The following is a 25,137-nucleotide window of genomic DNA, read 5'->3' on the forward strand; positions in this document are numbered from 1 at the left end:
TCTGATTCCGCAGCCTGATGCAAGCGGTGGGCTCCGTTCAGCGGTGGTTCGCCGCGGTACTCGTGATCACGTGCCCTTTGGCGGGCAGGGGAAAAGTTTCGTTGTTCTTATGCCGCATGCCCTGACAACCTCGCCCGTCTATATCGCCGGGGTCGCCGAGACGGCGCTCGGCAAGGTCCTCGATCAGAGCGAATTCTCGATGGTCGCCCTTGCGGCGCGGGAAGCGCTGGCCGAAGCGGGCCTTGGCTTGCGCGATGTCGATGCGCTCTTCACCAACTATATGGGCGAAGAGGGATCGGTGCAGCTCGGCGAATATCTCGGCCTCGCTCCGCGTTATGCCGAGTCTTCCGACATGGGCGGCGCTTCCTTCGAGTTCTTCGTGCATCATGCCATGGCGGCCATCGCCGCCGGGCGTTGCGAAGTCGCACTCATCGGCTATGCCTCGCGCCAGCGCAGCCGCCGCAACCGCAAGAAGGCCGCGCCGGCGCTCGACGGCTCGCTCTCGGCGCAGTTCGAAACGCCATACGGCATCCACTTTCCCATCGGCCATTACGCGCTCAGCGCCGCGCGCTACATGCACCAGTATGGCGCCACGCTCGAGCATCTGGCTGAGGTCGCCGTGGCCGCGCGGCAATGGGCGGCGCTCAACCCGAAGGCTTGGGTGCGCGATCCACTCTCCATTGCCGACGTCATGTCGTCGCCCATGTTGTGCGATCCCTTGCGCAAGCTCGATTGCTGCCTCATCACCGATGGCGGCGGCGTCGTCGTCGTGACGAGCAAGGAGAGGGCGCGCGATGCCGCCAAGCGGCCGATCCGCGTGCTGGGGGCCGGTGAGAGCCACGTCCAATGGCATGTCGCGCAATGCCCGGACCTGACCGTGACGCCCGGCCGCGCCTCGGGCCGCGACGCCTTCGCGATGGCCGGGGTCAAACCTTCCGATATCGATGTGTTCGAGCCCTATGACAATTTCACCCATGCCGTGCTGCTCTATCTCGAAGATCTCGGCTTCTGCGGCAAGGGCGAGGCCGGGGCGTTCGTCGCGGAGGGACGGCTCAGGCCGGGCGGTAGCCTGCCGTCCATGACATCGGGCGGCGGTCTCTCCTATTGCCATCCGGGCGCGCTCGGCATCCTGCTCATCGTCGAGGCGGTGCGCCAGCTGCGCGGCGAAGCCCTGGACCGGCAAGTGCCTGACGCCGAGATCGCCGTGGCGCACGGCACCGGCGGCCTCGCCTTCTCGACGGCCTCGACCGTGGTGCTCGCCCGTGACTGACAAGACATCCTTCTCGGATCTCGGCGCCGCCGATCCGACGACCGAGCCGTTCTGGCAAGCCTGCGCCGAAAGGCGGCTCATCGTTCAGCGCTGCACCGCCTGCGGGGCACGCCAGTTCTATCCGCGGCCGTTCTGCCTCGTTTGCGAGAGCGGAACGCTGGGTTGGGTCGAGGTCGAAGGTTTTGGCACGATCTATTCTCTGACCACGGTCCGCATACCGGTGTCGGACGAATTGACGCCGCCTTATCTTCTCGCTCTCGTCGATCTCGACGAGGGGCCGCGGCTCCTGACCAATATCGAGGCGAGCACAGCTGAGATCGGCGACCGTGTCGCGCTCGCCTGGCGCGCCAGGGACGGCTTGCCGCCGCTGCCGGTGTTCAGGTTGGCCGGGTCGCGATCATGACGGTGAGGACAGGCTCGACGGCGCAGTGCATCGCGCTCATCGGCGACCTGATCGGCTTTCCAACCGTTTCCAGCAACTCCAATGGCGAGCTGCTCGCCCATGTCCAGGCCTATCTGGCGCGCTACGGCATCGCGAGCGACATCCTGTGGAACGAGGAGCGCAGCAAGGGCAATCTCTGGGCGACGATCGGGCCCGCCGATGTCGCGGGTGTCATCCTGTCCGGCCACAGCGACGTCGTGCCGGTCACGGGCCAGGCCTGGACCGGCGATCCGTTCCTGATGCGCGAAGCCGAGGGGCGCCTCTATGGGCGCGGCGCCTGCGACATGAAAGGCTTCATCGGCATCGTGCTCGCGGCCGTGCCGAACCTCGTGGAACGCAGTCTCAAGGCGCCGATCCACATCGCGATCTCCTATGACGAGGAACTGGGCTGCACCGGGGTCAAGAGCCTCGTCGACCGCATCGCGGCGATGGAGCTCAAGCCGGCTCTATGCATCGTGGGCGAGCCGACGAGCATGCAGGTCATCATCGGCCATAAGGGCGGCGGCATGTTCCGCGTCGTCGTGACCGGCAGGAGCGCCCATTCGAGCCTGGCACCGTCGGCCGTCAACGCCATCGAGCATGCCGCGGTGCTCATCAGCTACATCCAGGGCCTGTCGCTCGGCCATGCGAAGTCGGGACCGCATGACCACGGCTATGACGTTCCGCATTCGACGCTGTCGGTGACCACCATTTCCGGCGGAACGGCCCTCAATATCATTCCCGACCGCTGCGAATTCGGCTTCGACATCCGCTCGTTGCCGGAGGTCGATGCGCGGGCGTTGATCGAGCAGATCCGCGAATATGCCGAGACGGTCGTCCTGCCGCGCATGAAGGCCGTGGCACCCGAGGCCGCCATCGTGGTGGAGGATATCGTTCCTTTCGTCGGTCTGGCGACAGAGCCCGAGCATCCCGCCGTGACCTTCGTCAAGCAGCTCGCCGGCCGCAACGATCACGCGAAGGTCGCCTATGGTACGGAAGCGGGGCTATTCAGCACCGTTGCCGGCGTGGCCTCGGTCGTCTGCGGCCCCGGCTCGATCGCGCAGGCGCACAAGCCGGACGAATATATCGCGCTCACGGAGGTCGAGCGCTGCCGCCTGTTCATCGACCGGCTCGCCACGCAGCTGGAATATGCCGGGTTGCCATGGCACTAACGCTTTGTCCAGGAGAGCACTGATGCCGACGATCGTTCATGCCACTCGCCATAAAGCTCTGAACTCAAGAACGCTCGCCGCATGGAAGCGCATTCCCGTGACCATCATATCGGACATCAGCGGCGGCCGCGTCATCGCCGATCCGCGGATCAGGCCGTTGCGGCCTCTTGCCCTCGGCACACGCCTCGTCGGCCAGGCGGTGACGGCCTGGTGCGAGCGCTCCGATTTCGGGCCGGTGCTGCATGCGATCGACCTGGCCGCGCCAGGCACGATCGTGACCGTCGATGCCGGCGGCTGCCTGCAGACGGCCTATTGCGGCGAAATCCTCTGTGGCACGGCACGGCGCAAGGGCATCGCCGGGCTCGTCATCAACGGTGCCGTCCGTGACATCGATACGATTGCGAGCTGGGACGATTTCCCGGTGTTTGCGCTGGGGAACACGGCGAAAGGACCGCTCGGCAAGGAGCGCGGCGCGGTCAATGGCGAGATCGTCTTCGGCGGTATCGCGGCGCGGCCGGGAGATATCGTGCTCGGCGACAATGACGGCCTGGCGATCATCCCCGCCAAGGAGGCTGAGACGCTTCTGGCTCGGGCCGAGGAGCGCCTGGGCATGGAAGAAGAATGGACGAGCGAGCTCGCCAAGGGCCGGTCGTTGGTCGATGTGTTCAGCGTCCCGGCGGCCGTCTAGCCCTTGTCCTTCGACCGCAGGATCTGGACGAGCAGGATGCAGCCGGTCGATATGCCGATCAGGATGGTGGAAATCGCGGCGATCGTCGGATCGATCTGATCGCGCAGCGTCGTGAACATCCGGCGCGTCAGGGTTTCGGTCGAGCCTCCCGAAATGAACAGGGCGACAATGATCTCGTCGAAGGAGGTCAGAAACGCCAGCAGCGCCCCGGAAATGACCGAGAACCGGATCTGCGGAAATGTGACGTCGATGAAGGCCCGCCAGCGCGGTGCGCCGAGACTCCGGGCCGCCTTTTCGAGATTGGCATCGAAGCTCTTGAGCGCCGAGGCGACCAGCGAGACCACGAAGGGCAGTGCCAGGGTCGTGTGGGCGATCACCAGGCCAAAGGTCGTGTAAAGCAGTCCCAAACGCGCATAGACGTAAAACACCCCGATCGCGATGAAGATCACGGGGATCGCCAACGGCGCGACCAGAGCGGCGAAGAGGATGTTGGCCAGACGGCCGCGGCTCAGCCACAGGCCATAGGCGGCGAGAGTGCCCAGCGGCGTCGCCACAAGTGTCGTGGTAATGGCGATCCTGAGAGACACCCAGGTCGCAGCGGTCCATTCGAGCGAGTCCCAGTAGGCGGCATACCAGCGCAACGACCAGCCGGGGGGTGGAAAGGCAAGATAGTTGGCGTTGGAAAAGGACATCGGAATGATCAGCAAGGTCGGGGTGAGCAGGAACATCATGGCCAAGCCCGCGACGATCCAGAGCCACGGGCGAGGGCTATCGGCCGAACGGAAAGACGATCTCATCTGAAAGCCCCCGAACCGAAGCTCAAGCGCGTCAGGCGCGCGGTCAGGTAAAGGACGAGTCCCGTGGCGACAAGGAGGACCACACCCAAGGCACTGGCAGCACCCCAGCTGTTGTAGAGACGGAGGTTCATGTCGATGCGCATGGCGATCATGATCACCCGGCCGCCGCCCAGCAAAGCGGGCGTCACGTAAAAGCCGAGGCACAGCACGAAGACGAGAGACATGCCGGTGAACAGGCCGGGCATGGAGAGAGGGACGAAGACGTCCCAGAACGCCCGCATGGGCGAAGCGCCGAGATTGGCGGCCGCCCGCATATGCGAAGGATCGATGGCCCGCATCGAGGCATAGAGCGGCAGAACCAGGAACGGCACCATGATGTGTGTCATCCCGATCACCGCGCCGGTGAAGTTGTGAACCAAAGGCAAAGGATCATCGATGAGACCGGTGCTCTGCAGCGTGGTGTTGATCAGGCCGCGGCGCTGCAGCAGCACCAGCCAGGCATAGGTCCTGACCAGAAGCGACGTCCAGAACGGCAAGAGCACGGCGAGCAGACAGAGATTGGCGGTCCTGGACGACAGCTTCGAGAGCAGATAGGCCAGCGGATAGCCGATGGCGACGGTGCAGGCGGTCACCGTCAGGCTCAGAATAAATGTGGTCGAGAAGACGGTCCGGTAGGATGGCTGATCGATCATCCGCTGGTAGTGGACGAGCGACAATTGCCCGTCGTCGCCGACGAAGGAGAGCGAGAACAGCCAGGCGATCGGGACGAACAGAATGACCGAGACGAGCGCCATGGCCGGGAAGCTGAGCGACAGGAGCGTCCAATAGGCTCTTCGCGATTGCCGCCGGAGCGCTGCCGCGTTCAGCCTCTCGTCACCCATGGTCATCGCCTTCGGCCGGCAGAAGTATCGTATCGTCGCGATGGAGCCCGAGACGGATCGGCTGCCCTGGATCGGGGACGCTGTCCAACAGCCCGCGCAGCCGCGGCACTTTGACGGTGATGACGGTCTCGCCGAAAAGACAGACGGTGAGCATCAAGGCATCGCCGACAAACGCATGCCGCTGCACGACACCGCTGAGCTCGTTCATGTCGGGGTCTTGCCCGGCGATGAGGATTTCCATTCTCTCCGGCCGCAGCATGAGGACCAGCGGACCGTTCGGAACCGGTGTCTTGTTGTGCTTGACCGGATGCCCGCGCAGATAGACGCGGCCGCCCTTAACTTCGGTGGGCAGCAAATGGGAATGCCCGATGAAGTCGGCCACGAAGACATTGTTGGGATGATCATAGAGACGATCCGGTCGGTCGAGTTGCTGCAGGCGGCCTCCCTTGAGCACCGCTACTCTATCCGACATCGTCAAGGCCTCATGTTGGTCGTGAGTCACATAGACCGTCGTGGCGCCGACGCGCTCGTGCAGCCGGCGAATCTCGGCCTGCATGGTCTCGCGCAGCTTCCGATCGAGCGCGGATAAGGGCTCGTCCATCAGCAGGATCGGGGGCTCGAACACAACCGAGCGGGCCAAGGCCACCCGCTGCTGCTGGCCGCCGGACAGCTCGTGGATCCGGCGTTCACCGAAGCCCCCGAGCTGGACCAGCGACAGAGCTTCCTCGGCGCGCACGGCGGCTTCGGCGCCGGTCAGGCCGCGCAGCTTGAGCGGATAGGCGACGTTGCCCAGAACCGTCATATGCGGGAACAGCGCGTAGTTCTGGAACACCATGCCGACATTGCGCCGGTGCGGCGGCTCTAAGGTGACGTCTCTGTCGCCGAACAGGATGCTGCCGGAATCCAAGGGGACAAAGCCGGCCAGCGCCATCAGCAGCGTCGTCTTGCCGGAGCCAGAGGGCCCGAGAAGGGTCAGGAATTCGCCGGCCTGAATGTCCAGGCTGACATCGGACAGAGCTTCGGCACTGCCATAGCTCTTGGCGACCGATGTGATGCGGATCGGCAGGGAGTGGGCGGAGGCGACCATCACGGAGAGGCCGGCCGCTCAGCCCGGAACGCTGTTATTCCTGCACCAGCTTGGTCCACAGCTCCTGCACCTTCTCGGCGTTCTTCAGGTCGCCCCACCAGGCGTCGTCCACGAGAACCTGGAGCTTCAAATTTTCGGGCGAGGAAGGCAAGCGGGCAGCGAGCTCGGGGCTGATGAGATTGTTGGCGAAAGCGTTGCTGTTCACCGGGCCATAGGGGATGAATTTGGGAATGGCGGCCTGGAGATCGGGGGCCAGCAGCCGGTTCAGCACCCGCATCGCGAGCGCCGGATTCTTGGCCCCGCGCGGGACGACCGTGCAATCGAAGGCGAGAATGCCCTGATTGAAGGTCATGCCGACCGGAGCCCCGTCTTCGATGACCTTGGACACGCGGCCGTTCCAGAACGGCATCAATTCGATCTCGCCGTCGGTGAGAAGCTGGGTCGCCTGGCCGCCCGATGTGTACCATACGGTGATATGCGGCTTCAGCTCGGCGAGCTTCTTGAAGGCCCGGTCGAGATCCAACGGATAAAGCTTGTCGGCGGTGACGCCGTCGGCAAGCAGCGCGATCTCGATGTTGTGATAGGGGTTGTTCCACATCGCGCGCGTGCCGGGGAATTTCTTGACGTCGAAGAAATCGGCCCAGCTCTTGGGTGGATTGTCACCGAATTTCTTGGTGTTGTACGCCATGACGGTCGACCAGTTGGTCAAGCCGGCAATCCAATCCTTCTTCACGACCGAGGGGTCTATGCCGTCGGTCTTGATGACGCTGTAGTCGAGCGGCATCCACAGATTCTGCTGCGAGCCCGTCAGGCAATCATTGACGTTCTGCTCGGAGATATCCATCGACGGGCTTCCCGCCTCGACCTGGACCTTCACATCCGCAAGCGATGAGATCGTCTCCTCGCGAATGGTGATGCCCATCTCCTTGGCGAGGGGCTCGAGGACCGCCTTGCGAACGGCGTCCTGGTAGGTCCCGCCATAGCCGGCATAGACCAGGGTTTCTTCGCCGAAGGCGGCTGAGCCAGACAGTGACGTGAACAAGAGAAAGCCGGCTAACAATCTGCATGACCGAGGCTTCATGATGTTTCCCCGCTGTGGATATGTCCCCGATGGCACAAATTGCTGTCACAAAATGAATATGAAGTCAATATCATTTTTATCATGGAATTGATATTGACTTCATATTCATTTTAACGTCTTCTTCGCAAGGTTGCGGATGCCGTTCGAGAGGCGCTGCGCGGCAGGATGGTTTATCTCATCGGAGGGCTGGAGGATGGCGCGGTCGGGCAGAGCCAAGAAGGTGGCCGCGTTCGATCCGACACTGCTGGCGGTGCTGTCCAGCCGCTTCGAATCGATCATCCGCGAAATGACCAACACGGTGATGAAGGCCAGCCGGTCGAGCGTCATCAAGAATGCGCGCGACATGTCCTGCGGCATCCTCACCTATGATCATCGCCTGATTTCGGTGGAAGAGGCGCTGCCGATCCATGTCAATGCGCTGGAGCTCACCACCAAGCCGATCACCGAGCTCTTCGACGATGTAAAGGAAGGCGATGCCTTCCTCAACAACAGTCCCTTCTACGGCGTCACCCATCATGCCGACCTGACGCTGTGCGTGCCGGTCTTCTTTGAGGGAACGCCGCTGTTCTGGACGCTGTCGCGCTCGCACCATGCCGACATCGGGGCGCCCGAGCCTTCGACCTATCTGCCCTTCGCGGCGACCCTTTATCAGGAGGGCGTGCATTTCCCGTGCGTGCGCATCCAGGAGAACTTCAAGGACAAGGAAGACCTGATCCGCATCGGGCTGCAGAAGATTCGCGTCAGCAATATCTGGCATGGCGACTATCGCGCCCAGGTCGGCGCCTGCCGGACGGGCGAGCGCCGCCTCAAGGAGCTGGTGGCGCAGTATGGCATCGACACGGTGCGCGACTTCATCGAGGCATGGATGGACTATGGCAAGCGCCGGGCGATCGCTTCGATCCGAGAGCTGCCGGCCGGCACCTATGTCTATGAGGTCAGGCACGACCCGGTGACGGGCGTCGCCGATGAGGGCATCCCCATCAAGGCCAAGGTCACGGTCGATCCGAAAAAGGGGCTGATCACCGTCGATGTGCGCGACAATCCGGACTGCGTGCCGGGCGGGCTCAATCTCACCGAGGCCTGCGCGGTCGCCTCCTGTCGCATCGGCGTATATTACAATCTCGACGCCGGCGTGCCGCATAATGAGGGCAGCTCCAGCCGTATCGTGCCGCTCTTGCGCGATGGTTGCGTCGTCGGCAGGCCCAGCCATCCGACGGGCACCTCCTGCGCCACGAGCAACGTCAATGAGCGCCTCGCCAATGCGGTGCAATGCGCCTTCTCGCAAATCGGCGAGCCCTATGGCATGGCCGAAGGCGGGGGCAATTTCTCCGCCGCGCTCGGCGTCGTCTCCGGCATCGACAAGAGGCGCGAGGAGCCAGTCGAATATATCACCCAGCTGATGCTGGCACTTTCGGGCGGTCCCGCCAATCACGGCCATGACGGCTGGCTCACCTATGAGTGCTCGGTCGGCAACGGCATCATGGTCACCGACTCGGTCGAAGTGGACGAAGCCACTTATCCCATCCTGATCGAAGAACGGCGCATCAGCGAGGACAGCATGGGCTTCGGCCGCTGGAATGGCGCACCGGCCGTTCAAGGTTCCTACCGGTCGCTGACCGGGAGCATGACGCTCTATGTCTGCGGTGACGGCGGCACCTTCCCGGCCAAGGGCGTGCTCGGCGGCATGGCAGGCGCGCATTGCGGCACCTGGCGGCGCGATGCCGGCGGCAAGGTCGAGCGCTTGCCGGACTTCTACAACGGCAGCTTCGCCGACGGCGAGGCCGCACTCTATCGTTCCTGCGCCGGCGGCGGCTATGGCGATCCCAGGCTTCGCGCGCCCGAGCGGGTCGCCGAGGACGTCAATCGCAAGTGGCTCAGCGTCGGCGCGGCGGTCGATATTTTCGGCGTCGCGCTGACTCTCGCCGCCAACGGCATCGACTACGAGATCGACCGGACCCGGACAGCGAAGCTGCGCGGCCAAGTCGTGACTGCCTGACCAAAAAAGGGAACGGCCTTGCACCGATTCCCGCCAACGAAAACCACGGAGGAAACGATATGAAGCACCATCTTATCAGAACCGGCTTGGCGGCAGCCATGCTGGTTGCCGGCCTGTCCTGCGCTTGGGCAGAGGAGCCGGTCGTCATCGGCGCCGCCATCGCCAAGAGCGGCGCGATAGCACCTTATGACGAAGGTCCGGCCAAGGCGATGGAGATCGCCATAGACGAGTTGAACGCCAAGGGTGGGCTCCTCGGGCGCCAGCTCAAGATCATCTATTCGGACACCAAGTCCGATATCGCCTATGGCTCGACCGCCGCCCAGGACGTCATCGACAAGGGCGCCCAGATGGTGGTCGTCACCTGCGACTATGATTATGGCAGCGCTGCCGCATCGGTTGCCGATGGCGCCGGGCTCATCACCTTCTCTACCTGCGCCGGCGATCCCAAATTCGGTCCTTCCGGCATCGGTCCCAATGCCTTCACCATGGCAACCGGCGCGCCGGGCCAGGCCGTGGCGCTGGCCGAATGGGCCTACAACGTCAAGGGCTGGCGGTCCGCCTATATACTTCTCGACACCAGCATCGCCTTCGATGCGAGCTTCGCCGACTTCTTCGAGCGGCGCTGGAAGGAGCTTGCCGGCTCAGAAGGGCTCGCCGGAAAGGATACGTTCGGCGGCGAGGATCCGCAGATCGCCAGCCAGATCACGCGCATCAAGGGCCTTGCCAAACAGCCGGACTTCGTCGTCCTCAGCTCGTTTCCGCCGGGCGGCGCCAGCGCCATGCGCCAGTTGCGCGCCGCCGGCGTGAACCAGCCTCTCCTGCTGTCGGAATCCTGGGACGGCGACTTCTGGCTGGAGGCGGTCCCCAATCTCAACGATGCCTACCTCGTGACCTATGGCTCGGTGTTCGGCAACGATCCCCGGCCGCAAGTCGCCGAGTTCATGACGAAGTTCCAGACCAAATTCGGCGCGCGGCCCGTCACCTCGCATGCGCTCACCGGCTATAGCGTCATCCAGGGTTGGACGAAGGCGGTCGAGAAGGCCGCCACGCTCGAGGCCGACAAGGTCCGCGATGTGCTGCAGACCTTCGTCGACGAGCCGCTGCTCGCGGGTCCGACGACCTTCACCAAGGACACGCATATCAACATGCAGCGCGACCTCATTCTCCTCGAGGTCAAAGACGGCAAGCCCGGCAATGTGATAGACGTCATCAAGGCCCATGAGATGCCGAAGTAAGAGCGCGGCAGCAGTTCGGATCGCCCAGCATCATGAACGTGCCTTCCGCCGAATATTCACGGTCCGCCGCCTCATCCCTGGACGTCGACGGCGTCGTCGTCGACTTCCAGGGATTGCGTGCCATCGAGGATGTCAGTCTCACGCTTGAGCCTGGCGAGATCCTGGGGCTCATCGGGCCGAATGGGGCGGGCAAGACGACACTGATCAACGTGCTGACCGGATTTCAGACGGTCATGCGGGGCAGCGTGCGCCTGGGCGGCATCGACATCGCCGCCTGGAAGCCGCACGAACGCAGCCGCCGCGGCCTGGTGCGGACTTTCCAGAGCGTGCTGCCTTTCGGCGGGCTGAGCGTGCTTGAGAATGTCGAAGCGGGCGGCGTCGCCATTGGCCTGGGACGGCGCGAGGCCCGCATCGAGGCGGCCCGGATCCTGTCCGAGATCGGGCTTGCGGCGAAGGCCGACCGCCGGGCCGACACGTTGCCTTTCGGCGACGTGCGCCTGACCGGCATTGCGCGCGCCATTGCCATGCGGCCGCGCTTCCTGCTCATGGACGAGCCGGCAGCCGGCCTCAATGACGTCGAGTGCAACGAGCTCCACAACATCATCAAGGGCATCATCGCCCGGCTCGGCTGCGGCATCCTGTTCATCGAGCATCGCATGTCGCTGGTGTTCAGGCTGTGCGACCGGATCCAGGTGCTGCAGCTCGGCCGCACCCTCGCTATCGGCACGGCCGGTGAAATCCAGAACGATGCCCAAGTGCGCAGGGCCTATCTCGGCGAGGAGGCGGCGTGCTGAAGGTCGTCGATCTCAACGTCGCCTATGGCAGCATCGCGGCGGTGCGTGGCGTTTCCTTCGACATCGCGCAAGGCGAGATCGTGGCGGTCATCGGGCCCAATGGCGCGGGGAAATCGAGCCTGCTGCTCGCCATCGCCGGGCTCATCAAGCCGCGCTCGGGCGCAATCGAATTCGCCGGTAAGAATATCGCCAGCAAGCAGGCCGAGATACTGGTGTCGGAAGGCGTATCGCTGGTGCCGGAAGGCCGGCACATTTTCGGCTCGCTGACGGTCGCGGAAAACCTGGCGCTCGGTGCGACGGTCAGGCGCGATTGGCCCCAGATCGCGTCCGACACCGAGCGTGTGCTCGCCATGTTCCCGGTGCTCAAGGAGCGCTATCGCCAGCGTGCCAACAAGCTGTCGGGTGGCGAGCAGCAGATGCTGGCCATCGGCCGCGCCATGCTGGCGCGTCCCCGGCTTCTGCTGCTGGACGAGCCGTCGCTGGGATTGGCGCCGCTGGTCGTCAACCAGGTCTATCAGGCGATCCTGGACCTCAGGCAGTCCGGCGTGACCGTGCTCGTGGTCGAGCAGAACGTGTCGCGCGCACTCGCCGCGGCCGACCGGACCCATGTGCTGAGCTTCGGCGCCATCGCCATGTCGGGTAAATCCACCGAGCTTGCCGGCACGGCGGCGTTCGACGCCGCCTATTTCGGTGTTTCGCGCGAGGCCGGACGGGCATGAACTTCGCTCAGAACGCGATCGATGCGGTCAGTCTCGGCGCGGTCTATGCGCTGGCGGCGCTCGGCATCGGCCTGATCTTCAGCGTCATGCGGCTGATCAACTTCGCCCATGGCGAACTGATCATGGCCGGCGGCTTCACCCTCTATGGCCTGGTCGCGCAGCCGCTGCTGGTGGTGATCCTGGCGGTTCTGATCGTCACCGCCGTGCTGGCGCTCGGCATGGAGCGCATCGCGTTCCGGCCGTTGCGCAAGGCCAATCCGGCGACCCTCCTGATCTCGTCCTTCGCCGTTTCCTATCTGGTGCAGCATGTCGTGCTCATGATCTTCGGGTCGCGCGCCATGGGCGTGCCCTTCCTGCCCGAGCTCGGCACCAGTGTCGAATTCCTCGGCCTCTGGGTGCCGCGCCTCCAGATCGTCACCATCATCACCACGCTCGTGCTGATGGCGGGCCTCGTCGCCTTCTTCCGGTTCTCGCGCATCGGCCTCCAGATGCGCGCCGCCGCCGAGGACTTCACCATGGCGCGGGCGGTCGGCGTGCGCGCCAACCGCGTCATCGCCTTCGCCTTTGCGATCTCCGGCATCCTCGCCAGCATGGTGTCGTTCTATCTCGTGGCGCAGACGGGCTCCGTTTCCTACAAGATGGGCGTCAACATGGTGCTGATCGCCTTCGTGTCGTCGGTCATCGGCGGCATGGGATCGGTCGCCGGCGCAGCCCTCGGCGGCTTCCTCGTCGGGATCATCTCGGTCTCGTTGCAGGCCTACCTGCCGGCGGATCTGAGGCCCTATCGCGACGCCTTCGTCTTCATGATCTTCGTCCTGTTTCTCTTCTGGCGTCCGGACGGCCTCTTGATGAGCCGTGCCGACAGGGATCGGGTGTAGGCTATGAACGATCCGATATTCCGCCCGCTCCACACCGCCGCGATCCTGATCGCCATTCTCCTCGCCGTCGTGCTGGTCGCGACACAGGTCCCGCCCGCCATGCAGCGCACCGTCATCGAGGCGCTGGTGAAGCTCATCGTCGTGGTCGGCCTCTACATCTTCGTCGGCAATTCCGGCGTGTTCTCCTTCGGCCATGTCGCCTTCATGGCGATCGGCGGCTACATGTCGGCGATCCTCACCTTGTCGCCCGAACGCAAGCACACTCTGCTCGCCTTGCCGGCAGCGCTCGAGGCGCTGCAGCTGCCATGGCCGGTGGCGCTGCCGATCGTCCTTGTCGCCGTCGGCCTCATCGCGCTCCTGATCGGCTGGCCGCTCTGCCGGCTGCGCGGCATAGCACTTCCCATGGCCACCTTTGCGCTCCTGGTCATCACCTATGTCATCGCCTCGAACTGGCAGCAGGTCACCGGCGGCCGCCAGGCGCTGGTCGGGTTGCCGCGCTTCACCGGCCTGTGGGTCGCCTTCGGCGGCGCGGCCATCGCCATCGTCGTCGCCGCCCTCTATGCCATGACGCGGCACTGCCTGATGCTACGCTGCTCGCGCGAGAGCGAGGTTGCCGCGGCCGCGACCGGCATCGACCTCGAACGCGAAAGGCTGATCGCCTTCGTGCTCAGCGCCATGGTGGCGGCCTTGGGCGGCGTGCTGTTCAGCCATTTCATCGGCACCATAACGGCCAACAGCTTCTATCTCGACCTCACCTTCGTCACCCTGACCATGCTGGTCGCGGGCGGCATGCGCAGCCTCACCGGCGCGTGCCTGGGGGTGGCCGTGATCGCCTTCGTGGCGGAAGTGTTCCGCGCCATCGAGCGTGGCGTGTCGCTCGGCGATGTGACCATCGCAGCACCCCCCGGTTTGCAGGAGATCGCGCTCGCGGTCATCCTGCTCGCCATCCTGATCCTCAGGCCTGAGGGTCTTCTCGGCAGCTATGAGATCGGGCTGCCCCGACGCCATGCCGCGAGCCGTCCGATGGCCGCAAAACAGGAAGGATGACCATGTTCGTCGCTTGCATCGATATCGGCGGCACCTTCACCGACCTCGTGCTCCATCGCCAAGGCGCCGATCTCGAGATCCATAAATCGCCGACGACGCCAGGCCAGTTCGAGCGGGGGTTCATCGACGTCCTCGCCGTTGCGGCCGACAGCCACGGTTTGTCGCTGGCCGAGTTCCTGGCCAAGACCGACATGATCGTGCACGGCACCACCGTGTCGACCAACGCGCTGGTCGAAGGCAAGGTCGCGCCCACCGGCCTCATCTGCAATGCCGGCCATCCCGACATCCTCACCTTGCGCGAATCGCCCCGGAAACGGGCCTTCAACATCAAGGTCGACTTCCCGCCGCCCTATATCCATCGGAGCCGGACCTGCGAGGTGCGCGGCCGCATCGATGCGATGGGCAACGAGATCGAGAAGCTGGCGGAGGACGACGTTCGCGCCGCGGCGCGCCATCTCGAAGCCTGTGGGGTAAAGGCGATCGCCGTCTGCCTGTTGTGGTCCATCGTCAATTCCACCCATGAGAAGCGGGTGCGCGAGATCCTGGAGGAGGAACTGCCGGGCATCCCCGTCACCCTCAGCCATGAGCTCAATCCGATACCGCGCGAATATCGCCGGACCATTTCGACGGCGGTCAATGCATCGCTCTTCCCGATCGTCAGCGACTATGTGGAGAAGCTCACCGGGGCGCTGAAGCGGGCGGGCTATGCCGGCGAATTGCTGATCGCCAACTGTGTCGGCGGCATGATGCCGCCGGAGGAGATCATCGAGCGGCCGATCTACAGCGTCATGTCGGGACCGACGCTCGCCCCCATCGCGGCGATCAATCTGACCAACGAGAGCAATGTCATCGTGGTCGACATGGGCGGCACGACCTTCGATGTGTCGGCCTTGCGCAACCGCCATCTGGTGGTGACGCCCGAAGCGACCTTCGGCCTCGAAATGCTCGGCATCCCCAAGATCGACGTGCGCTCGGTCGGCGCCGGCGGCGGCTCCATCGCCTGGGTCGATGCCGGCGGCCTGCTCAAGGTCGGCCCGCATAGTGCCAGCGCCGTGCCGGGACCCGCCTGCTATGGCCGCGGCGGCACCGAGCCCACCGTCACCGACGCCAATGTCGTGCTCGGCATCATCGATCCCGATTATTTCCTTGGCGGGCGGATCAAGCTCGATCGCGCCAAGGCCGAGGCGGCGGTCGGCAAGATCGCCAAACAGCTCGGTATCGACGTGGTCGATGCGGCCTATGCCATCTACACCACGACCAATCACAACATGATCGGCGCGATCGAGGACATCACGGTCAATGAGGGCATCGATCCGCGCGACAGTTATGTGGTGAGCGGCGGCGGCGCCACGGCCTGCCACATCGGCGACATGGCGCGCATCCTCGGCATCAAGCGCTTCATGGTGCCGCGCTTCGCGGCGGGGTTGAGCGCCTATGGCGGGCTCATCTCCGATGTGCGCTGGGAGGAGACGGGAACGCTGAACACCACCGACCGCCATTTCGATCTCGCCCAAGTCAACCGGCTGCTCGCGTCGCTGAAGCGGAAAGGTGCCGCTTTCCTGAAGCGGTCGGGTATCGCGGCCAAGTCGCAGCGCTTCGAATTCGCCTTCCAGGGTCGCTATCTCTACCAGTCCTGGGACATCGAGGTGCCGTTCGCAAGCCCCGAGGGCAAGCTTGCCAAAGGGGCGCTCGCCGGCCTGGTCGCCGCTTTTCACGCCCAGCACGAGCGCATCTACACCATCAAGGACGAAGCCGACACGGTCGAGTTCACCACCTGGAAGGTGAGAGCGATCGGCGATACCGGCGGCCGCAAGCGCCGCGGGGCGGCGGTGCCGCGGCAGCGTGACAAGATCAAACCGAAGTCGCGCCGCAAGATCTATCTCGGTGCGGACTTCCGCCACGTGCCGGTCTATGACGCGGCGGCCTTCGGCGCCGGCGCCAGGCTCACGGGACCCGCCGTGCTCGAACTGCCCACGACCACGATCCTGCTGCTCGACAAGCAGGAAGGGCAGATCGACCGCCAAGGCAATTTGCTGGTCGAGCTCGACTAGGATAAGTTGCCTTTGTAAAAAGGTCCGCCAGCGGGGCAAGGGACGGCATGGGCGACGGGGCTTTGGCTACAGTGGCCAATGACGACACGGGACGGACCGGGCGCGTGTTGCTGGTCTCCGTCGCCGCCGCCATGGGCGGTTTCCTCTTTGGCTATGACACCGCAGTGGTCAATGGCGCCGTCGAGGCCATCCGCGCCTGGGCGGGTTTAGGCGACGTCATGCTCGGTTTTTCGATCGCGAGCGTGCTTCTTGGATGCGCCGCCGGCGCTTGGATGGCAGGCCCTCTTGCCGACCGCTATGGGCGTCTTGCCGTGATGCGGGCCGCAGCTTTTGCCTTTTTCATCTCCTCGATCGGCGCAGGCTTGGCCTGGGACATCTGGTCCTTCACCTTCTTCCGGCTCCTCGGCGGCCTGGCGGTCGGAGCGGCGAGCGTCATCACTCCGGCCTATATCGCCGAGGTGGCACCAGCCCATTTGCGCGGGCGCATGGGCTCGTTACAGCAAATGGCCATCGTCGTCGGCATCTTTATCGCCTTGCTGTGCAACTATCTCCTCGCCGATGCGGCGGGTGGTGCTGCGCAGCCACTCTGGCTCGGGCTCGACGCCTGGCGGTGGATGTTCCTTGTCGAAGTCATCCCCTCGATACTCTATGGCCTGATGGCGGGGCTGATCCCGGAGTCGCCGCGCTATCTCGTCTCGATCAATGACCTCAACGGTGCGGCGGCCATCATCAGGCGTTTTCTCGGCACGCCGCCCAGCGTCGACGCCCGCATCCAGACGATACGCGAGACGCTCGGGAGAGCGGAGAGGCAAGCTCTCTCAGACCTCAGAGGTCCCGCCGCGGGACTCTTGCCCGTGGTTTGGGTCGGGATCTTCCTGTCGGTCTTCCAGCAATTCGTCGGCATCAACGTCATTTTCTATTATTCCACAGTGCTGTGGCACGCGGTGGGTTTCACCGAGGCGGACTCGCTCAAGATCACGGTGATGACGTCCCTCACCAATATCGCCACGACGCTCGTCGCCATCGCGCTCGTCGACAGGATCGGCCGAAAGCCGCTCCTGCTTTTGGGCTCGACCGGCATGGCGCTGGCCCTCGGCCTGATGGCATGGATCTTCAGCGCCGCCCCCACGCGTCAGATTGCCGACGGCTCCATCGTCCCCGTTCTCAACGGTGATGCCGGCATGATCGCCGTCATAGCGGCCAATCTCTATGTCGTCTTCTTCGGCATGAGCTGGGGACCTGTCGTGTGGGTGCTGTTGGGCGAGATGTTCAACAATCGCATTCGCGCCTATGCGCTGGCCATTGCGGCGGCGGCGCAATGGCTCGCCAATTTCGTCGTGTCGCAGAGCTTCCCGATATTGGCCGGCAGCGGCCTCGGCCTCGCTTATGGCCTCTATGCCGGGATGGCCGTCCTTTCCTTCTTCTTCGTCTGGCGCTTCGTCATGGAGACGAAAGGACGCGAGCTGGAAGAAATGGAATAGCCCGACGCCCGGCGGGTTCTTTGTAGGCAACTATTGGAAGATTTCTGCGCCAGATGACAGGGGCGTGAAGTCATAGGCATCCACATATCCTCGAAATGCAGCTTGCGCTTTCGACAAGTTCCTTACCTCGGACGAAACCATGATCATTTGGTGTGCCGGAATTCTCCACTGCGGCATTGCCTCGGCAAGAGCACCGGTCGAGATGTACGGCGCACAGACATAAGCGGGTAATACAGCCAAGCCGTTGCCCGCGATGCTCGCCTGCAACAAGAAGCCGATCGAGTTGCTCTGCATGGCGGCTGACGGCGTGACTTTCGCAATGTCCGATTTCATCGAAAACGACCAGACCGCGTGCGCCTGATGAACGAGACATCTATGTTTCGCGAGATGCTCCGGCAGCGTCATAGGCCCCGAATGCTTCAAATACGCTGGAGAAGCCACAAGAATGCGCTTGATCGGCGATATCTTGCGCACGAAGAGGTCCTTGTTCGATACCGATCCCACCCTGAAAGCAAAGTCGATCCGCTCACGGATGATGTCCAGGTTTTCGTTGGTTGCAAGTAGATCCACTTCGACGTTGGGAAACTGCTTGGTAAAGCCATGCAGGAATCGGGGCATGAAGTAGGATGCCGTGATTTCCGGGCAGGTAAGTCGTATTAGTCCGGTAGGCCGTTCCTTGAGATTGATCATCGCCACACTGGCGGATTTCACTTCCGCCCGAACACGACGACAATATTCGAGGAACACCTGCCCATTGCTGGTAAGGCTGACGCGACGCGTGGATCGGCTCAGCAATTGCAGGCCGAGCCTCTTCTCCAACCGCTTGATTCGCTGACTGATGGTCGATTTAGGAACGCTCAGCCTGGCGCTTGCCTCGGTGAAGCTGCCGCTCTCTGCGACTTCAACCAGGAAAATCATATCGTCTAGGCTTTCCATCGGTTCCTCACCTGTTGCCATGGAAGCAGTATACCGCTCGGCAGCTCTTTTGCCCCACTCCTGAATTGTCCGCGGACACGGATAGTGAATTCCCCTATGAGCTATAGCGCCGGGACCAGCCGCACGATTACCTTCGCCTTGAACAAGAGCCACTATCGACAGGTGATGGGATGAAAACAAACCCAAGCTGGTTTCTGCGGCGGTTTCCATCAGGGATGCCGAGGCCGGACGACTTTGTGCTGGAGCAAGGTCGGATTCCGAATCCGGGGCCAGGTGAGTTGCTGGTCAAATCGCTTTGGCTATCGGTTGATCCATATATGCGCGGGCGGATCAGCCCGGCAAAGAATTATGCTGCTGGATTGAAGGTTGGCGATCTAATGCTTGGTGGTGGGGTGGGTGAGGTTCTCCGCTCCGAAGATCCTGGTTTCCGGACCGGTGATATTGTTCAGTCCGATTGTTTCGGTTGGCAGACTCATACCGTCATCCCGGCAAAGACCGCCATTATTCTGGATCCCGAGCAGGCACCTGTGCAGACCTCCCTGGGTTGTTTGGGGATGCCCGGACTGACGGCATACTTTGCGCTCTTGCGGACAGCTCGGCCTAAGCTGGGGGAAACGGTGCTGATCTCAGCGGCTTCTGGCGCGGTTGGCCAGATTGCTGGGCAAATCGCCCGGATCAAGGGATATGACCCTGTTGCGATCGCTGGGACCGACGAAAAGATCGCGTGGTGCAAAGAGCTTGGCTATCGCACGGGCATCAATCATAGAACCGCAAGTGATTTGGCGGCTGCGGTTGCCGAAAGTTGCCCCAATGGAGTCGACGTATTTATCGACAACACGGCAGGGCCCGTGCATGACGCGGCCATGTCGAACCTGAACGTCTTCGGTCGCGTCGTCGTAGTCGGTACGGTGGCGCTGGCCGATCGTTTTGACCGGCCTGACATCGGCTTGCGGCATCTGCGTCGAATTCTTATCCAGCGTGCAAGAATAGAGGGATTTCTCTTGGACGATTTCGCGTCCGAGAACGCAATAGCCAAGGCGGAGTTGAGCGAGTGGTACAAACGTGGCCTGCTGCAAACACGAGAAGACATTCTCGACGGCATTGAGTCAGTTCCGTCTGCGTTTGTAAGAATGTTGAAGGGCGAGAACTTCGGTAAGCAGCTGGTGAGACTGTAGCCGCCGCAAGAAGACGCCTGAAGCGACTCCTACAGCGTTGCCGGGATGCATCTCGGAAAAACACTATCGAGGCCATTCCTCGGCTGGCCAATCCCGAGAGGTATGGATCACGCGCAGGATGACGATGCATTCGCGCCCGGAATGGACCGCCAGCGCATGAGCGATGATATAAGGCAAGCGGGTGATGGACTTCTCATAGGTACCCATCACACGGCCTGGTCGCCCCGTTGCGAAACGGCCGAGGTCGTTTCCGGCCTTTTCAATTGCATCCACAACCCTCTCAGCGGCGAAAGGGTTGTCGGCGGCAATATAGTGGAGGATGTCGAGATAATCCCCGCCTGGCTTCAGCCGACCAAACGACCGGCTTCATCCGCGCGCCGTTTTCTTCTTCTTTTTCGCATTGGCAATGATCTGGCGGGCCTCGGTCATAACCTGCTCGTGGGGTACTACTCGACCCGCCTTGACATCGGCAAGGCCGCGCTTGATGCCTTCGATGATTTCAAGCTCGCGGTCCACATAGGCTGAAACCGCCTCGCCTGCGAGAAAAGATTTGCTGCGTCGAGTGTCGGTTGCGATCCGATCGAGCTTTTCCTTTACCTCGAGGCTCACGCGAATTGTCATGGTAGTGCTGGCGGGCATCGCGATATTCTGTGTCTCTTTGTGTACATCTTAGCACAGTATAGCATGCAAGTCTAATCGCGAGTAATCTAATCGCGTTTGAGCTTCACTTCCTCGGTCTTCAGCGCATCGGCCAAGCGCGCTTTGGCGCTGCCCGGACGCAGGGGCTGCTGCTGCGATTCATGCGGCGCCCAGCCGATGAGCCAGGCGGTTTCGACCGTCGCCCTGACACGGCCATCGGCGTCGGCGTAGCGCGCATCGTAAAGAGACGCGGCGCGTGCCAGCAATGTGGCGGTCACCGGACGGCGCGAGCGCTCGGACAAAGCATGCTGAAGCCCGAGCGCTCGGATCTCGCGCATCAGCGAGATCGCATCCTTGTATCTGACCGTCGTCATGTCGATGTCGACGGCGGGCAGAGCGAAGCCGGCGCGCTGCAAGAGCGAGCCCAGGTCGCGCATATCGGCAAAGGGTGCCACGCGCAGGCTGGCGCCGCCCCAAAACTCGGCTTCGGCGGCGAGCCAGGCCTCGCGCAATTCGATGAGCGTGCGGCCGGCAAACAGGGCGGCCAGAAAAAGACCGTCGGGCTGCAAGGCTTGGCGGAACTGGGCGAGAGCGCCCGGCACATCATTGACGCTGTTGAGGCTGAACAGGCTCAAGATGCAATCAAAGCTCGCCCCGGCCAGAGGCTGAGCCTCATCCTCGAAAACCACATCGATGCCGGGACCAGGTGCGGGCGCCGCCGTCACCATGCGCCCGAGGTGCTGCGTCCCGGCGAGACCGTCCCTGATCTCGCCCGCCGCCGGACCGCAGATGAGCGTCGTCTTGAAATCGCGCAGGATCAGGCAAAGGCGGCTTTCGATCTCGGCCGCCAGCGTCTGGGCATAGAAAGGCGGCCGCGTGCTTCGGGCGCGCGCGAAATGCAGGCGCCGCAACGCCGAATCGAAGATCTGTGGAACGCCTGACGTCATCGGCAACGGCCTCGACACTCAGTCGGGTATGTGGCGCACGGCTCCCTTGGCGGCGCTGGTCGCCATCGCCGCATAGGCGCGCAGTGCGGTAGAAACCTTGCGGTTGCGCTTTTCCGTAGGCTTCCAGGCAGCCTCCTTGCGCGCTTCCATGGCCTTGCGCCGCCGCCCGATCTCGGCGTCGTCGATCTTGAGATGGAGCTTGCGGCTGGGGATGTCGATCTCGATCAGGTCGCCCGTCTCGACGAGCCCGATGAGCCCGCCTTCGGCCGCTTCGGGCGAGGCATGGCCGATGGAGAGGCCCGAGGTGCCGCCGGAGAAGCGCCCGTCGGTGATGAGGGCGCAGGCTTTGCCGAGACCCTTCGATTTGAGATAGCTCGTCGGATAGAGCATCTCCTGCATGCCGGGGCCGCCGCGCGGGCCCTCATAGCGGATGACCACGACGTCGCCCGCCTTGACCTTGCCGGTGAGGATGCCGTTCACCGCCGAATCCTGGCTCTCGAACACGACCGCCGGTCCTGCGAAGACCAGGATCGATTGATCGACACCCGCCGTCTTCACGATGGCGCCCGCTTGCGCGAGATTGCCGTAAAGCACCGCGAGCCCGCCATCCTTGGAGAAGGCATGCTCGGCCGAGCGGATCACGCCCGCCTCGCGGTCGAGATCGAGCGTCTCGTAGCGGCGCTCCTGGCTGAAGGCGACTTGCGTCGGTACGCCGCCCGGGGCGGCACGGAAAAAGTCACTGACCTTGGCGCTCTTGCTGCGCGTGATGTCCCACTGCTCGAGCGCGGCTGCGAGCGTCTGCGCATGCACCGTGGCGACCTTCGTGTCGATGAGACGGGCGCGGTCGAGCTCGCCCAATATCGCCATGATGCCGCCGGCGCGGTGGACGTCCTCCATATGCACATCCGACTTGGAGGGCGCCACCTTGCACAGGACCGGCACCCGCCTCGACAGGCGGTCGATGTCGGCCATGGTGAAATCGAGCTCGGCCTCATGCGCCGCGGCCAGGAGATGCAGCACGGTGTTGGTCGATCCGCCCATGGCGATGTCGAGCGTCATGGCGTTCTCGAAGGCGGCGAAGCTCGCGATCTTGCGCGGCAACACGCTCTCGTCATTCTGCTCGTAGTAACGCCGCGCCAGGTCGACGACGAGATGACCCGCCTCGACGAAGAGGCGGCGCCGGTCGGCATGAGTGGCGAGCGTCGAGCCGTTGCCGGGAAGCGAGAGGCCCAAGGCTTCGGTGAGGCAGTTCATCGAATTGGCGGTGAACATGCCGGAGCAGGAGCCGCAGGTCGGGCAGGCCGAGCGCTCGATGACCTTCATGTCCTGTTCCGACACCTTCTCGTCGGCCGCCGCCACCATGGCATCGACGAGATCGAGCGCCACTTCCTTGCCCTTGAGCACGACCTTGCCCGCTTCCATCGGGCCGCCCGAGACGAAGACCACCGGGATATTGAGGCGCAAGGCCGCCATCAGCATGCCGGGCGTGATCTTGTCGCAATTGGAGATGCAGACCATGGCGTCGGCGCAATGGGCATTCACCATGTATTCGACCGAGTCCGCGATGAGCTCGCGTGACGGCAGCGAATAGAGCATGCCGTCATGGCCCATGGCGATGCCGTCATCGACGGCGATGGTGTTGAACTCCTTGGCGACGCCCCCCGCCGCCTCGATCTCGCGCGCCACGAGCTGGCCCAGGTCCTTCAGATGCACATGGCCCGGCACGAACTGGGTGAAGGAATTAACCACCGCGATGATCGGCTTGCCGAAATCTGAATCCTTCATGCCGGTGGCGCGCCACAGGCCGCGGGCGCCGGCCATGTTGCGGCCATGGGTGGTGGTGCGGGAACGATAACTCGGCATGCTCGGGTCCTGTTGCTTGGGCTTCCTCCCGTTTCCTAGTCCAGGCGGGCGCCCAATTCCATGCTAGAATAGGGCATGGCCGCCTTGACCTTAACGCACCTTTCCGGGGGCCTGACACTCATCGGCAGATGGGGGCTCGACTGGCTCATCCCGCCGCAATGCCTCGCCTGCCGTGACGCGGTGGCCGAGGCGTCGGGCCTGTGCGTCGCCTGCTGGTCGAAGCTTTCTTTCATCGAGGCGCCCTTTTGCGAAAGGCTCGCCATCCCTTTTCCCTATGAGCAGGGCGAAGGGGCGGTGAGCGCTGCGGCGCTCGCCGATCCGCCGCTGTGGGACCGCGCCCGCGCCGCGCTCCTCTTCGACGATGCAGCGCGCGACCTTGCCCATGCCCTCAAATACCGCGACCGACATGAGGCGGGCCTCATCATGGCGCGGCTCATGCGCCGGGCCGGCGCCGACATCCTGGCCGGCGCGGATGGTGTCATCCCGGTGCCGCTGCATCGCTTCAGGCTCTGGCGGCGGCGCTACAACCAGTCGGCCATCCTCGCCCGCCATATCTCGAAGAGCACGGGCAAGCTTTTTTGTCCCGGTCTCCTCAGCCGGCGCAAGGCTACGCGCTCACAGACCGGGCTCGACCAGGAGGAGCGGCAACGCAACGTTGAGGGCGCCTTCATCGTGCCCGAGGAAAGCCGGCCCCTGGTCGTGGGCAAGTCCTTCGTCCTCATCGATGACGTGCGCACCACGGGAGCGACGCTCAAAGCCTGCACCCAGGCGCTCAAAAGGGCGGGGGCGGCCCGCGTCGACGTCCTGACCTTCGCGCTTGTGCACAAGCCCATGCGCCTTCATATTTGAGGCGGATTCGAAAGTGATGGCCATGCCGAAAGTCACCATCTACACGACGCCCTTCTGCCCCTACTGCCATTCCGCCAAGGCGCTGCTCAAGCGGAAGAACGTAGAATTTTCCGAGATCGATGTGAGCTTCGATCCGCAGGAGCGGCAGCGCATGATGACGAAGGCGCAAGGCCGGCGCACCGTGCCGCAGATCTTCATCGGCGAGACCCATGTCGGGGGCAGCGACGAGCTCCATGCGCTCGACCGGCAGGGCAAGCTCGATCCGCTTCTCGCCGGCGCGCCTCAAGCGTGACCACCAAGGCAGCGCTCATCCAACTGCGCTCCGGGCGCGACATGGCGCGCAACATCGCCGATGCTTCCCTCCTGATCAAGGAAGCCTGCCGCAAGGGCGCTGAATTCGTCCTCACCCCGGAAATGACCAACATATTGGAGACGGATCGCGACCGGCTGAAGGGGCTGGCGCGGCGGGAAGAGGAAGATGCCTCGGTCGCGGCTTTTGCCGACCTTGCCCGCGATCAGCGCATCTGGCTCAACGCCGGCTCATTCGCGCTCAAGGGCCCCGAGGGGAAGCTCGTCAATCGCTCGCTTCTCTTCGCGCCCGACGGCACCTTGGCGGCGCGCTACGACAAGGTGCACCTGTTCGACGTCGACCTGCCGAACGGCCAGATTTTGCGGGAATCGGCCGCTTATGCCGCGGGCCGTCCGGTGCCGGTCGTGCCCCTGCCTTTCGCCACGGTCGGCCTCACCATTTGCTACGATGTAAGATTTCCTCATCTTTACAAGGCTTTGGCTCAGGCGGGCGCGGAGGTCCTGACGGTGCCGTCGGCGTTCACGAAAGTGACCGGCGAGGCGCATTGGCATGTGCTCTTGCGCGCCCGCGCCATCGAAACGGGCAGCTTCGTGCTGGCGCCGGCGCAAGGCGGATTGCACGAATGTGGCCGCGAGACCTTTGGCATGAGTCTTGCTGTTTCTCCCTCAGGCGACATAACGGCAGAAGGCGGACAAGACCCGGCAGTCCTCATGACGGTCATCGACCGGCGCCAAGTGCTTGAAGCACGGCGGCGAATCCCGGTCCTGCGGCATGAAAGACAGGCGATCTTGAACGCCCAGGGAGAGGTTGCTACCTAAGG

At 63.6% G+C, this 25,137-nt stretch carries 24 protein-coding genes and 1 pseudogene; 16 read left to right on the forward strand and 9 right to left on the reverse strand.

Annotated elements, in window-relative coordinates:
• The first annotated feature begins 109 nt into the window (after positions 1 to 109).
• The 4 genes from DS839_RS29510 to DS839_RS29525 are packed head-to-tail and all read left to right on the forward strand — an operon-like array spanning position 110 to position 3,551.
• Positions 110 to 1,270 carry an acetyl-CoA acetyltransferase gene (locus DS839_RS29510; protein ID WP_119274107.1) on the forward strand — a complete coding sequence of 387 codons (1,161 nt, stop codon included), beginning with the start codon at positions 110 to 112 and terminating at the stop codon, positions 1,268 to 1,270.
• Complete coding sequence (locus DS839_RS29515; RefSeq protein WP_119274108.1) at positions 1,263 to 1,673, forward strand: Zn-ribbon domain-containing OB-fold protein; 411 nt, start codon at positions 1,263 to 1,265, stop codon at positions 1,671 to 1,673. The genes DS839_RS29510 and DS839_RS29515 overlap by 8 nt, the downstream gene beginning before the upstream one ends.
• Positions 1,670 to 2,863 carry an acetylornithine deacetylase gene (gene argE / locus DS839_RS29520; protein ID WP_119274109.1) on the forward strand — a complete coding sequence of 398 codons (1,194 nt, stop codon included), beginning with the start codon at positions 1,670 to 1,672 and terminating at the stop codon, positions 2,861 to 2,863. Before DS839_RS29515 ends, argE begins: the two co-directional genes overlap by 4 nt.
• 22 nt (positions 2,864 to 2,885) lie before the next feature.
• Positions 2,886 to 3,551 (forward strand): RraA family protein, encoded by a 666-nt coding sequence (locus tag DS839_RS29525; RefSeq protein ID WP_162918884.1) that lies wholly within the window; start codon positions 2,886 to 2,888, stop codon positions 3,549 to 3,551.
• Here DS839_RS29525 and DS839_RS29530 read toward each other — a convergent pair.
• The 4 genes from DS839_RS29530 to DS839_RS29545 are packed head-to-tail and all read right to left on the reverse strand — an operon-like array spanning position 3,548 to position 7,397.
• Positions 3,548 to 4,348 carry an ABC transporter permease gene (locus DS839_RS29530; protein ID WP_119274111.1) on the reverse strand — a complete coding sequence of 267 codons (801 nt, stop codon included), beginning with the start codon at positions 4,346 to 4,348 and terminating at the stop codon, positions 3,548 to 3,550. The two genes, DS839_RS29525 and DS839_RS29530, sit on opposite strands and share 4 nt — an antisense overlap.
• On the reverse strand, positions 4,345 to 5,229 hold the full coding sequence (locus DS839_RS29535; RefSeq protein ID WP_368911990.1) for an ABC transporter permease: 885 nt from the start codon (positions 5,227 to 5,229) through the stop codon (positions 4,345 to 4,347). The genes DS839_RS29530 and DS839_RS29535 overlap by 4 nt, the downstream gene beginning before the upstream one ends.
• Positions 5,222 to 6,316, reverse strand: a complete 1,095-nt coding sequence (locus tag DS839_RS29540) for an ABC transporter ATP-binding protein (protein ID WP_119274113.1) — start codon at positions 6,314 to 6,316, stop codon at positions 5,222 to 5,224. The genes DS839_RS29535 and DS839_RS29540 overlap by 8 nt, the downstream gene beginning before the upstream one ends.
• A gap of 34 nt (positions 6,317 to 6,350) precedes the next feature.
• Entirely contained in the window at positions 6,351 to 7,397 is a 1,047-nt protein-coding gene (locus tag DS839_RS29545) for an ABC transporter substrate-binding protein (protein ID WP_119274114.1), read from the reverse strand.
• 193 nt (positions 7,398 to 7,590) lie between these two features.
• Here DS839_RS29545 and DS839_RS29550 point away from each other — a divergent pair, with 193 nt between their 5' ends.
• From DS839_RS29550 to DS839_RS29585, 8 genes are read left to right on the forward strand one after another with little or no spacing between them, the layout of a single operon-like run.
• Positions 7,591 to 9,393, forward strand: a complete 1,803-nt coding sequence (locus DS839_RS29550) for a hydantoinase B/oxoprolinase family protein (RefSeq protein ID WP_119274115.1) — start codon at positions 7,591 to 7,593, stop codon at positions 9,391 to 9,393.
• Between the two features lie 59 nt (positions 9,394 to 9,452).
• A complete protein-coding gene (locus DS839_RS29555; protein WP_119274116.1) occupies positions 9,453 to 10,628 on the forward strand; it encodes an ABC transporter substrate-binding protein in 1,176 nt (391 codons plus the stop codon).
• Positions 10,629 to 10,660: 32 nt separating this feature from the next.
• Complete coding sequence (locus DS839_RS29560; protein WP_119274117.1) at positions 10,661 to 11,422, forward strand: ABC transporter ATP-binding protein; 762 nt, start codon at positions 10,661 to 10,663, stop codon at positions 11,420 to 11,422.
• A complete protein-coding gene (locus DS839_RS29565) occupies positions 11,416 to 12,141 on the forward strand; it encodes an ABC transporter ATP-binding protein (RefSeq protein ID WP_119274118.1) in 726 nt (241 codons plus the stop codon). The genes DS839_RS29560 and DS839_RS29565 overlap by 7 nt, the downstream gene beginning before the upstream one ends.
• The gene (locus DS839_RS29570) at positions 12,138 to 13,019 is read left to right on the forward strand and encodes a branched-chain amino acid ABC transporter permease (protein WP_119274119.1); all 882 of its coding nucleotides are present in this window, start codon (positions 12,138 to 12,140) and stop codon (positions 13,017 to 13,019) included. The genes DS839_RS29565 and DS839_RS29570 overlap by 4 nt, the downstream gene beginning before the upstream one ends.
• 3 nt (positions 13,020 to 13,022) lie before the next feature.
• Entirely contained in the window at positions 13,023 to 14,066 is a 1,044-nt protein-coding gene (locus DS839_RS29575; protein ID WP_119274120.1) for a branched-chain amino acid ABC transporter permease, read from the forward strand.
• 2 nt (positions 14,067 to 14,068) lie between these two features.
• A complete protein-coding gene (locus tag DS839_RS29580) occupies positions 14,069 to 16,117 on the forward strand; it encodes a hydantoinase/oxoprolinase family protein (protein WP_162918885.1) in 2,049 nt (682 codons plus the stop codon).
• A 47-nt stretch (positions 16,118 to 16,164) separates the two neighbouring features.
• Positions 16,165 to 17,598 carry a sugar porter family MFS transporter gene (locus DS839_RS29585; RefSeq protein WP_119274122.1) on the forward strand — a complete coding sequence of 478 codons (1,434 nt, stop codon included), beginning with the start codon at positions 16,165 to 16,167 and terminating at the stop codon, positions 17,596 to 17,598.
• Positions 17,599 to 17,628: 30 nt separating this feature from the next.
• Here the strand turns inward: DS839_RS29585 and DS839_RS29590 are convergent, their stop codons facing one another.
• Entirely contained in the window at positions 17,629 to 18,555 is a 927-nt protein-coding gene (locus DS839_RS29590; protein ID WP_162918886.1) for a LysR family transcriptional regulator, read from the reverse strand.
• A 149-nt stretch (positions 18,556 to 18,704) separates the two neighbouring features.
• Here DS839_RS29590 and DS839_RS29595 point away from each other — a divergent pair, with 149 nt between their 5' ends.
• Positions 18,705 to 19,709 (forward strand): NADP-dependent oxidoreductase, encoded by a 1,005-nt coding sequence (locus DS839_RS29595; protein ID WP_119274124.1) that lies wholly within the window; start codon positions 18,705 to 18,707, stop codon positions 19,707 to 19,709.
• 63 nt (positions 19,710 to 19,772) lie between these two features.
• Here the strand turns inward: DS839_RS29595 and DS839_RS29600 are convergent.
• The 4 genes and pseudogenes from DS839_RS29600 to ilvD form a co-directional block, all read right to left on the reverse strand.
• Positions 19,773 to 20,079, reverse strand: a pseudogene (locus DS839_RS29600) (type II toxin-antitoxin system RelE/ParE family toxin).
• The gene (locus DS839_RS29605) at positions 20,076 to 20,348 is read right to left on the reverse strand and encodes a CopG family ribbon-helix-helix protein (protein WP_119274125.1); all 273 of its coding nucleotides are present in this window, start codon (positions 20,346 to 20,348) and stop codon (positions 20,076 to 20,078) included. Before DS839_RS29605 ends, DS839_RS29600 begins: the two are co-directional and overlap by 4 nt.
• A gap of 68 nt (positions 20,349 to 20,416) precedes the next feature.
• The gene (locus tag DS839_RS29610) at positions 20,417 to 21,295 is read right to left on the reverse strand and encodes a methyltransferase domain-containing protein (protein ID WP_119274126.1); all 879 of its coding nucleotides are present in this window, start codon (positions 21,293 to 21,295) and stop codon (positions 20,417 to 20,419) included.
• Positions 21,296 to 21,313: 18 nt separating this feature from the next.
• On the reverse strand, positions 21,314 to 23,158 hold the full coding sequence (ilvD, locus tag DS839_RS29615) for a dihydroxy-acid dehydratase (protein WP_119274127.1): 1,845 nt from the start codon (positions 23,156 to 23,158) through the stop codon (positions 21,314 to 21,316).
• A gap of 75 nt (positions 23,159 to 23,233) precedes the next feature.
• Between ilvD and DS839_RS29620 the strand changes: the two genes are divergently transcribed.
• The 3 genes from DS839_RS29620 to DS839_RS29630 are packed head-to-tail and all read left to right on the forward strand — an operon-like array spanning position 23,234 to position 25,135.
• The gene (locus DS839_RS29620; protein ID WP_119274128.1) at positions 23,234 to 24,007 is read left to right on the forward strand and encodes a ComF family protein; all 774 of its coding nucleotides are present in this window, start codon (positions 23,234 to 23,236) and stop codon (positions 24,005 to 24,007) included.
• A gap of 16 nt (positions 24,008 to 24,023) precedes the next feature.
• Entirely contained in the window at positions 24,024 to 24,299 is a 276-nt protein-coding gene (gene grxC / locus DS839_RS29625) for a glutaredoxin 3 (RefSeq protein ID WP_438816555.1), read from the forward strand.
• Positions 24,296 to 25,135, forward strand: coding sequence for a carbon-nitrogen hydrolase family protein (locus tag DS839_RS29630; protein WP_368911991.1), 840 nt, complete (start codon positions 24,296 to 24,298; stop codon positions 25,133 to 25,135). The genes grxC and DS839_RS29630 overlap by 4 nt, the downstream gene beginning before the upstream one ends.
• Positions 25,136 to 25,137: the final 2 nt, after the last annotated feature.

It is taken from the genome of Taklimakanibacter deserti (genome assembly GCA_003574785.1).

Bases quoted from the DNA above. Each gene is read 5' to 3' on its own strand.
- DS839_RS29510 (WP_119274107.1), top strand. From the start codon at position 110: ATGCCGCATGCCCTGACAACCTCGCCCGTCTATATCGCCGGGGTCGCC.
- argE (WP_119274109.1), top strand. From the start codon at position 1,670: ATGACGGTGAGGACAGGCTCGACGGCGCAGTGCATCGCGCTCATCGGC.
- DS839_RS29525 (WP_162918884.1), top strand. From the start codon at position 2,886: ATGCCGACGATCGTTCATGCCACTCGCCATAAAGCTCTGAACTCAAGA.
- DS839_RS29530 (WP_119274111.1), bottom strand. From the start codon at position 4,348: ATGAGATCGTCTTTCCGTTCGGCCGATAGCCCTCGCCCGTGGCTCTGG.
- DS839_RS29535 (WP_368911990.1), bottom strand. From the start codon at position 5,229: ATGGGTGACGAGAGGCTGAACGCGGCAGCGCTCCGGCGGCAATCGCGA.
- DS839_RS29540 (WP_119274113.1), bottom strand. From the start codon at position 6,316: ATGGTCGCCTCCGCCCACTCCCTGCCGATCCGCATCACATCGGTCGCC.
- DS839_RS29545 (WP_119274114.1), bottom strand. From the start codon at position 7,397: ATGAAGCCTCGGTCATGCAGATTGTTAGCCGGCTTTCTCTTGTTCACG.
- DS839_RS29550 (WP_119274115.1), top strand. From the start codon at position 7,591: ATGGCGCGGTCGGGCAGAGCCAAGAAGGTGGCCGCGTTCGATCCGACA.
- DS839_RS29555 (WP_119274116.1), top strand. From the start codon at position 9,453: ATGAAGCACCATCTTATCAGAACCGGCTTGGCGGCAGCCATGCTGGTT.
- DS839_RS29560 (WP_119274117.1), top strand. From the start codon at position 10,661: ATGAACGTGCCTTCCGCCGAATATTCACGGTCCGCCGCCTCATCCCTG.
- DS839_RS29570 (WP_119274119.1), top strand. From the start codon at position 12,138: ATGAACTTCGCTCAGAACGCGATCGATGCGGTCAGTCTCGGCGCGGTC.
- DS839_RS29575 (WP_119274120.1), top strand. From the start codon at position 13,023: ATGAACGATCCGATATTCCGCCCGCTCCACACCGCCGCGATCCTGATC.
- DS839_RS29580 (WP_162918885.1), top strand. From the start codon at position 14,069: ATGTTCGTCGCTTGCATCGATATCGGCGGCACCTTCACCGACCTCGTG.
- DS839_RS29585 (WP_119274122.1), top strand. From the start codon at position 16,165: ATGGGCGACGGGGCTTTGGCTACAGTGGCCAATGACGACACGGGACGG.
- DS839_RS29590 (WP_162918886.1), bottom strand. From the start codon at position 18,555: ATGGCAACAGGTGAGGAACCGATGGAAAGCCTAGACGATATGATTTTC.
- DS839_RS29595 (WP_119274124.1), top strand. From the start codon at position 18,705: ATGAAAACAAACCCAAGCTGGTTTCTGCGGCGGTTTCCATCAGGGATG.
- DS839_RS29605 (WP_119274125.1), bottom strand. From the start codon at position 20,348: ATGCCCGCCAGCACTACCATGACAATTCGCGTGAGCCTCGAGGTAAAG.
- DS839_RS29610 (WP_119274126.1), bottom strand. From the start codon at position 21,295: ATGACGTCAGGCGTTCCACAGATCTTCGATTCGGCGTTGCGGCGCCTG.
- ilvD (WP_119274127.1), bottom strand. From the start codon at position 23,158: ATGCCGAGTTATCGTTCCCGCACCACCACCCATGGCCGCAACATGGCC.
- DS839_RS29620 (WP_119274128.1), top strand. From the start codon at position 23,234: ATGGCCGCCTTGACCTTAACGCACCTTTCCGGGGGCCTGACACTCATC.
- grxC (WP_438816555.1), top strand. From the start codon at position 24,024: ATGGCCATGCCGAAAGTCACCATCTACACGACGCCCTTCTGCCCCTAC.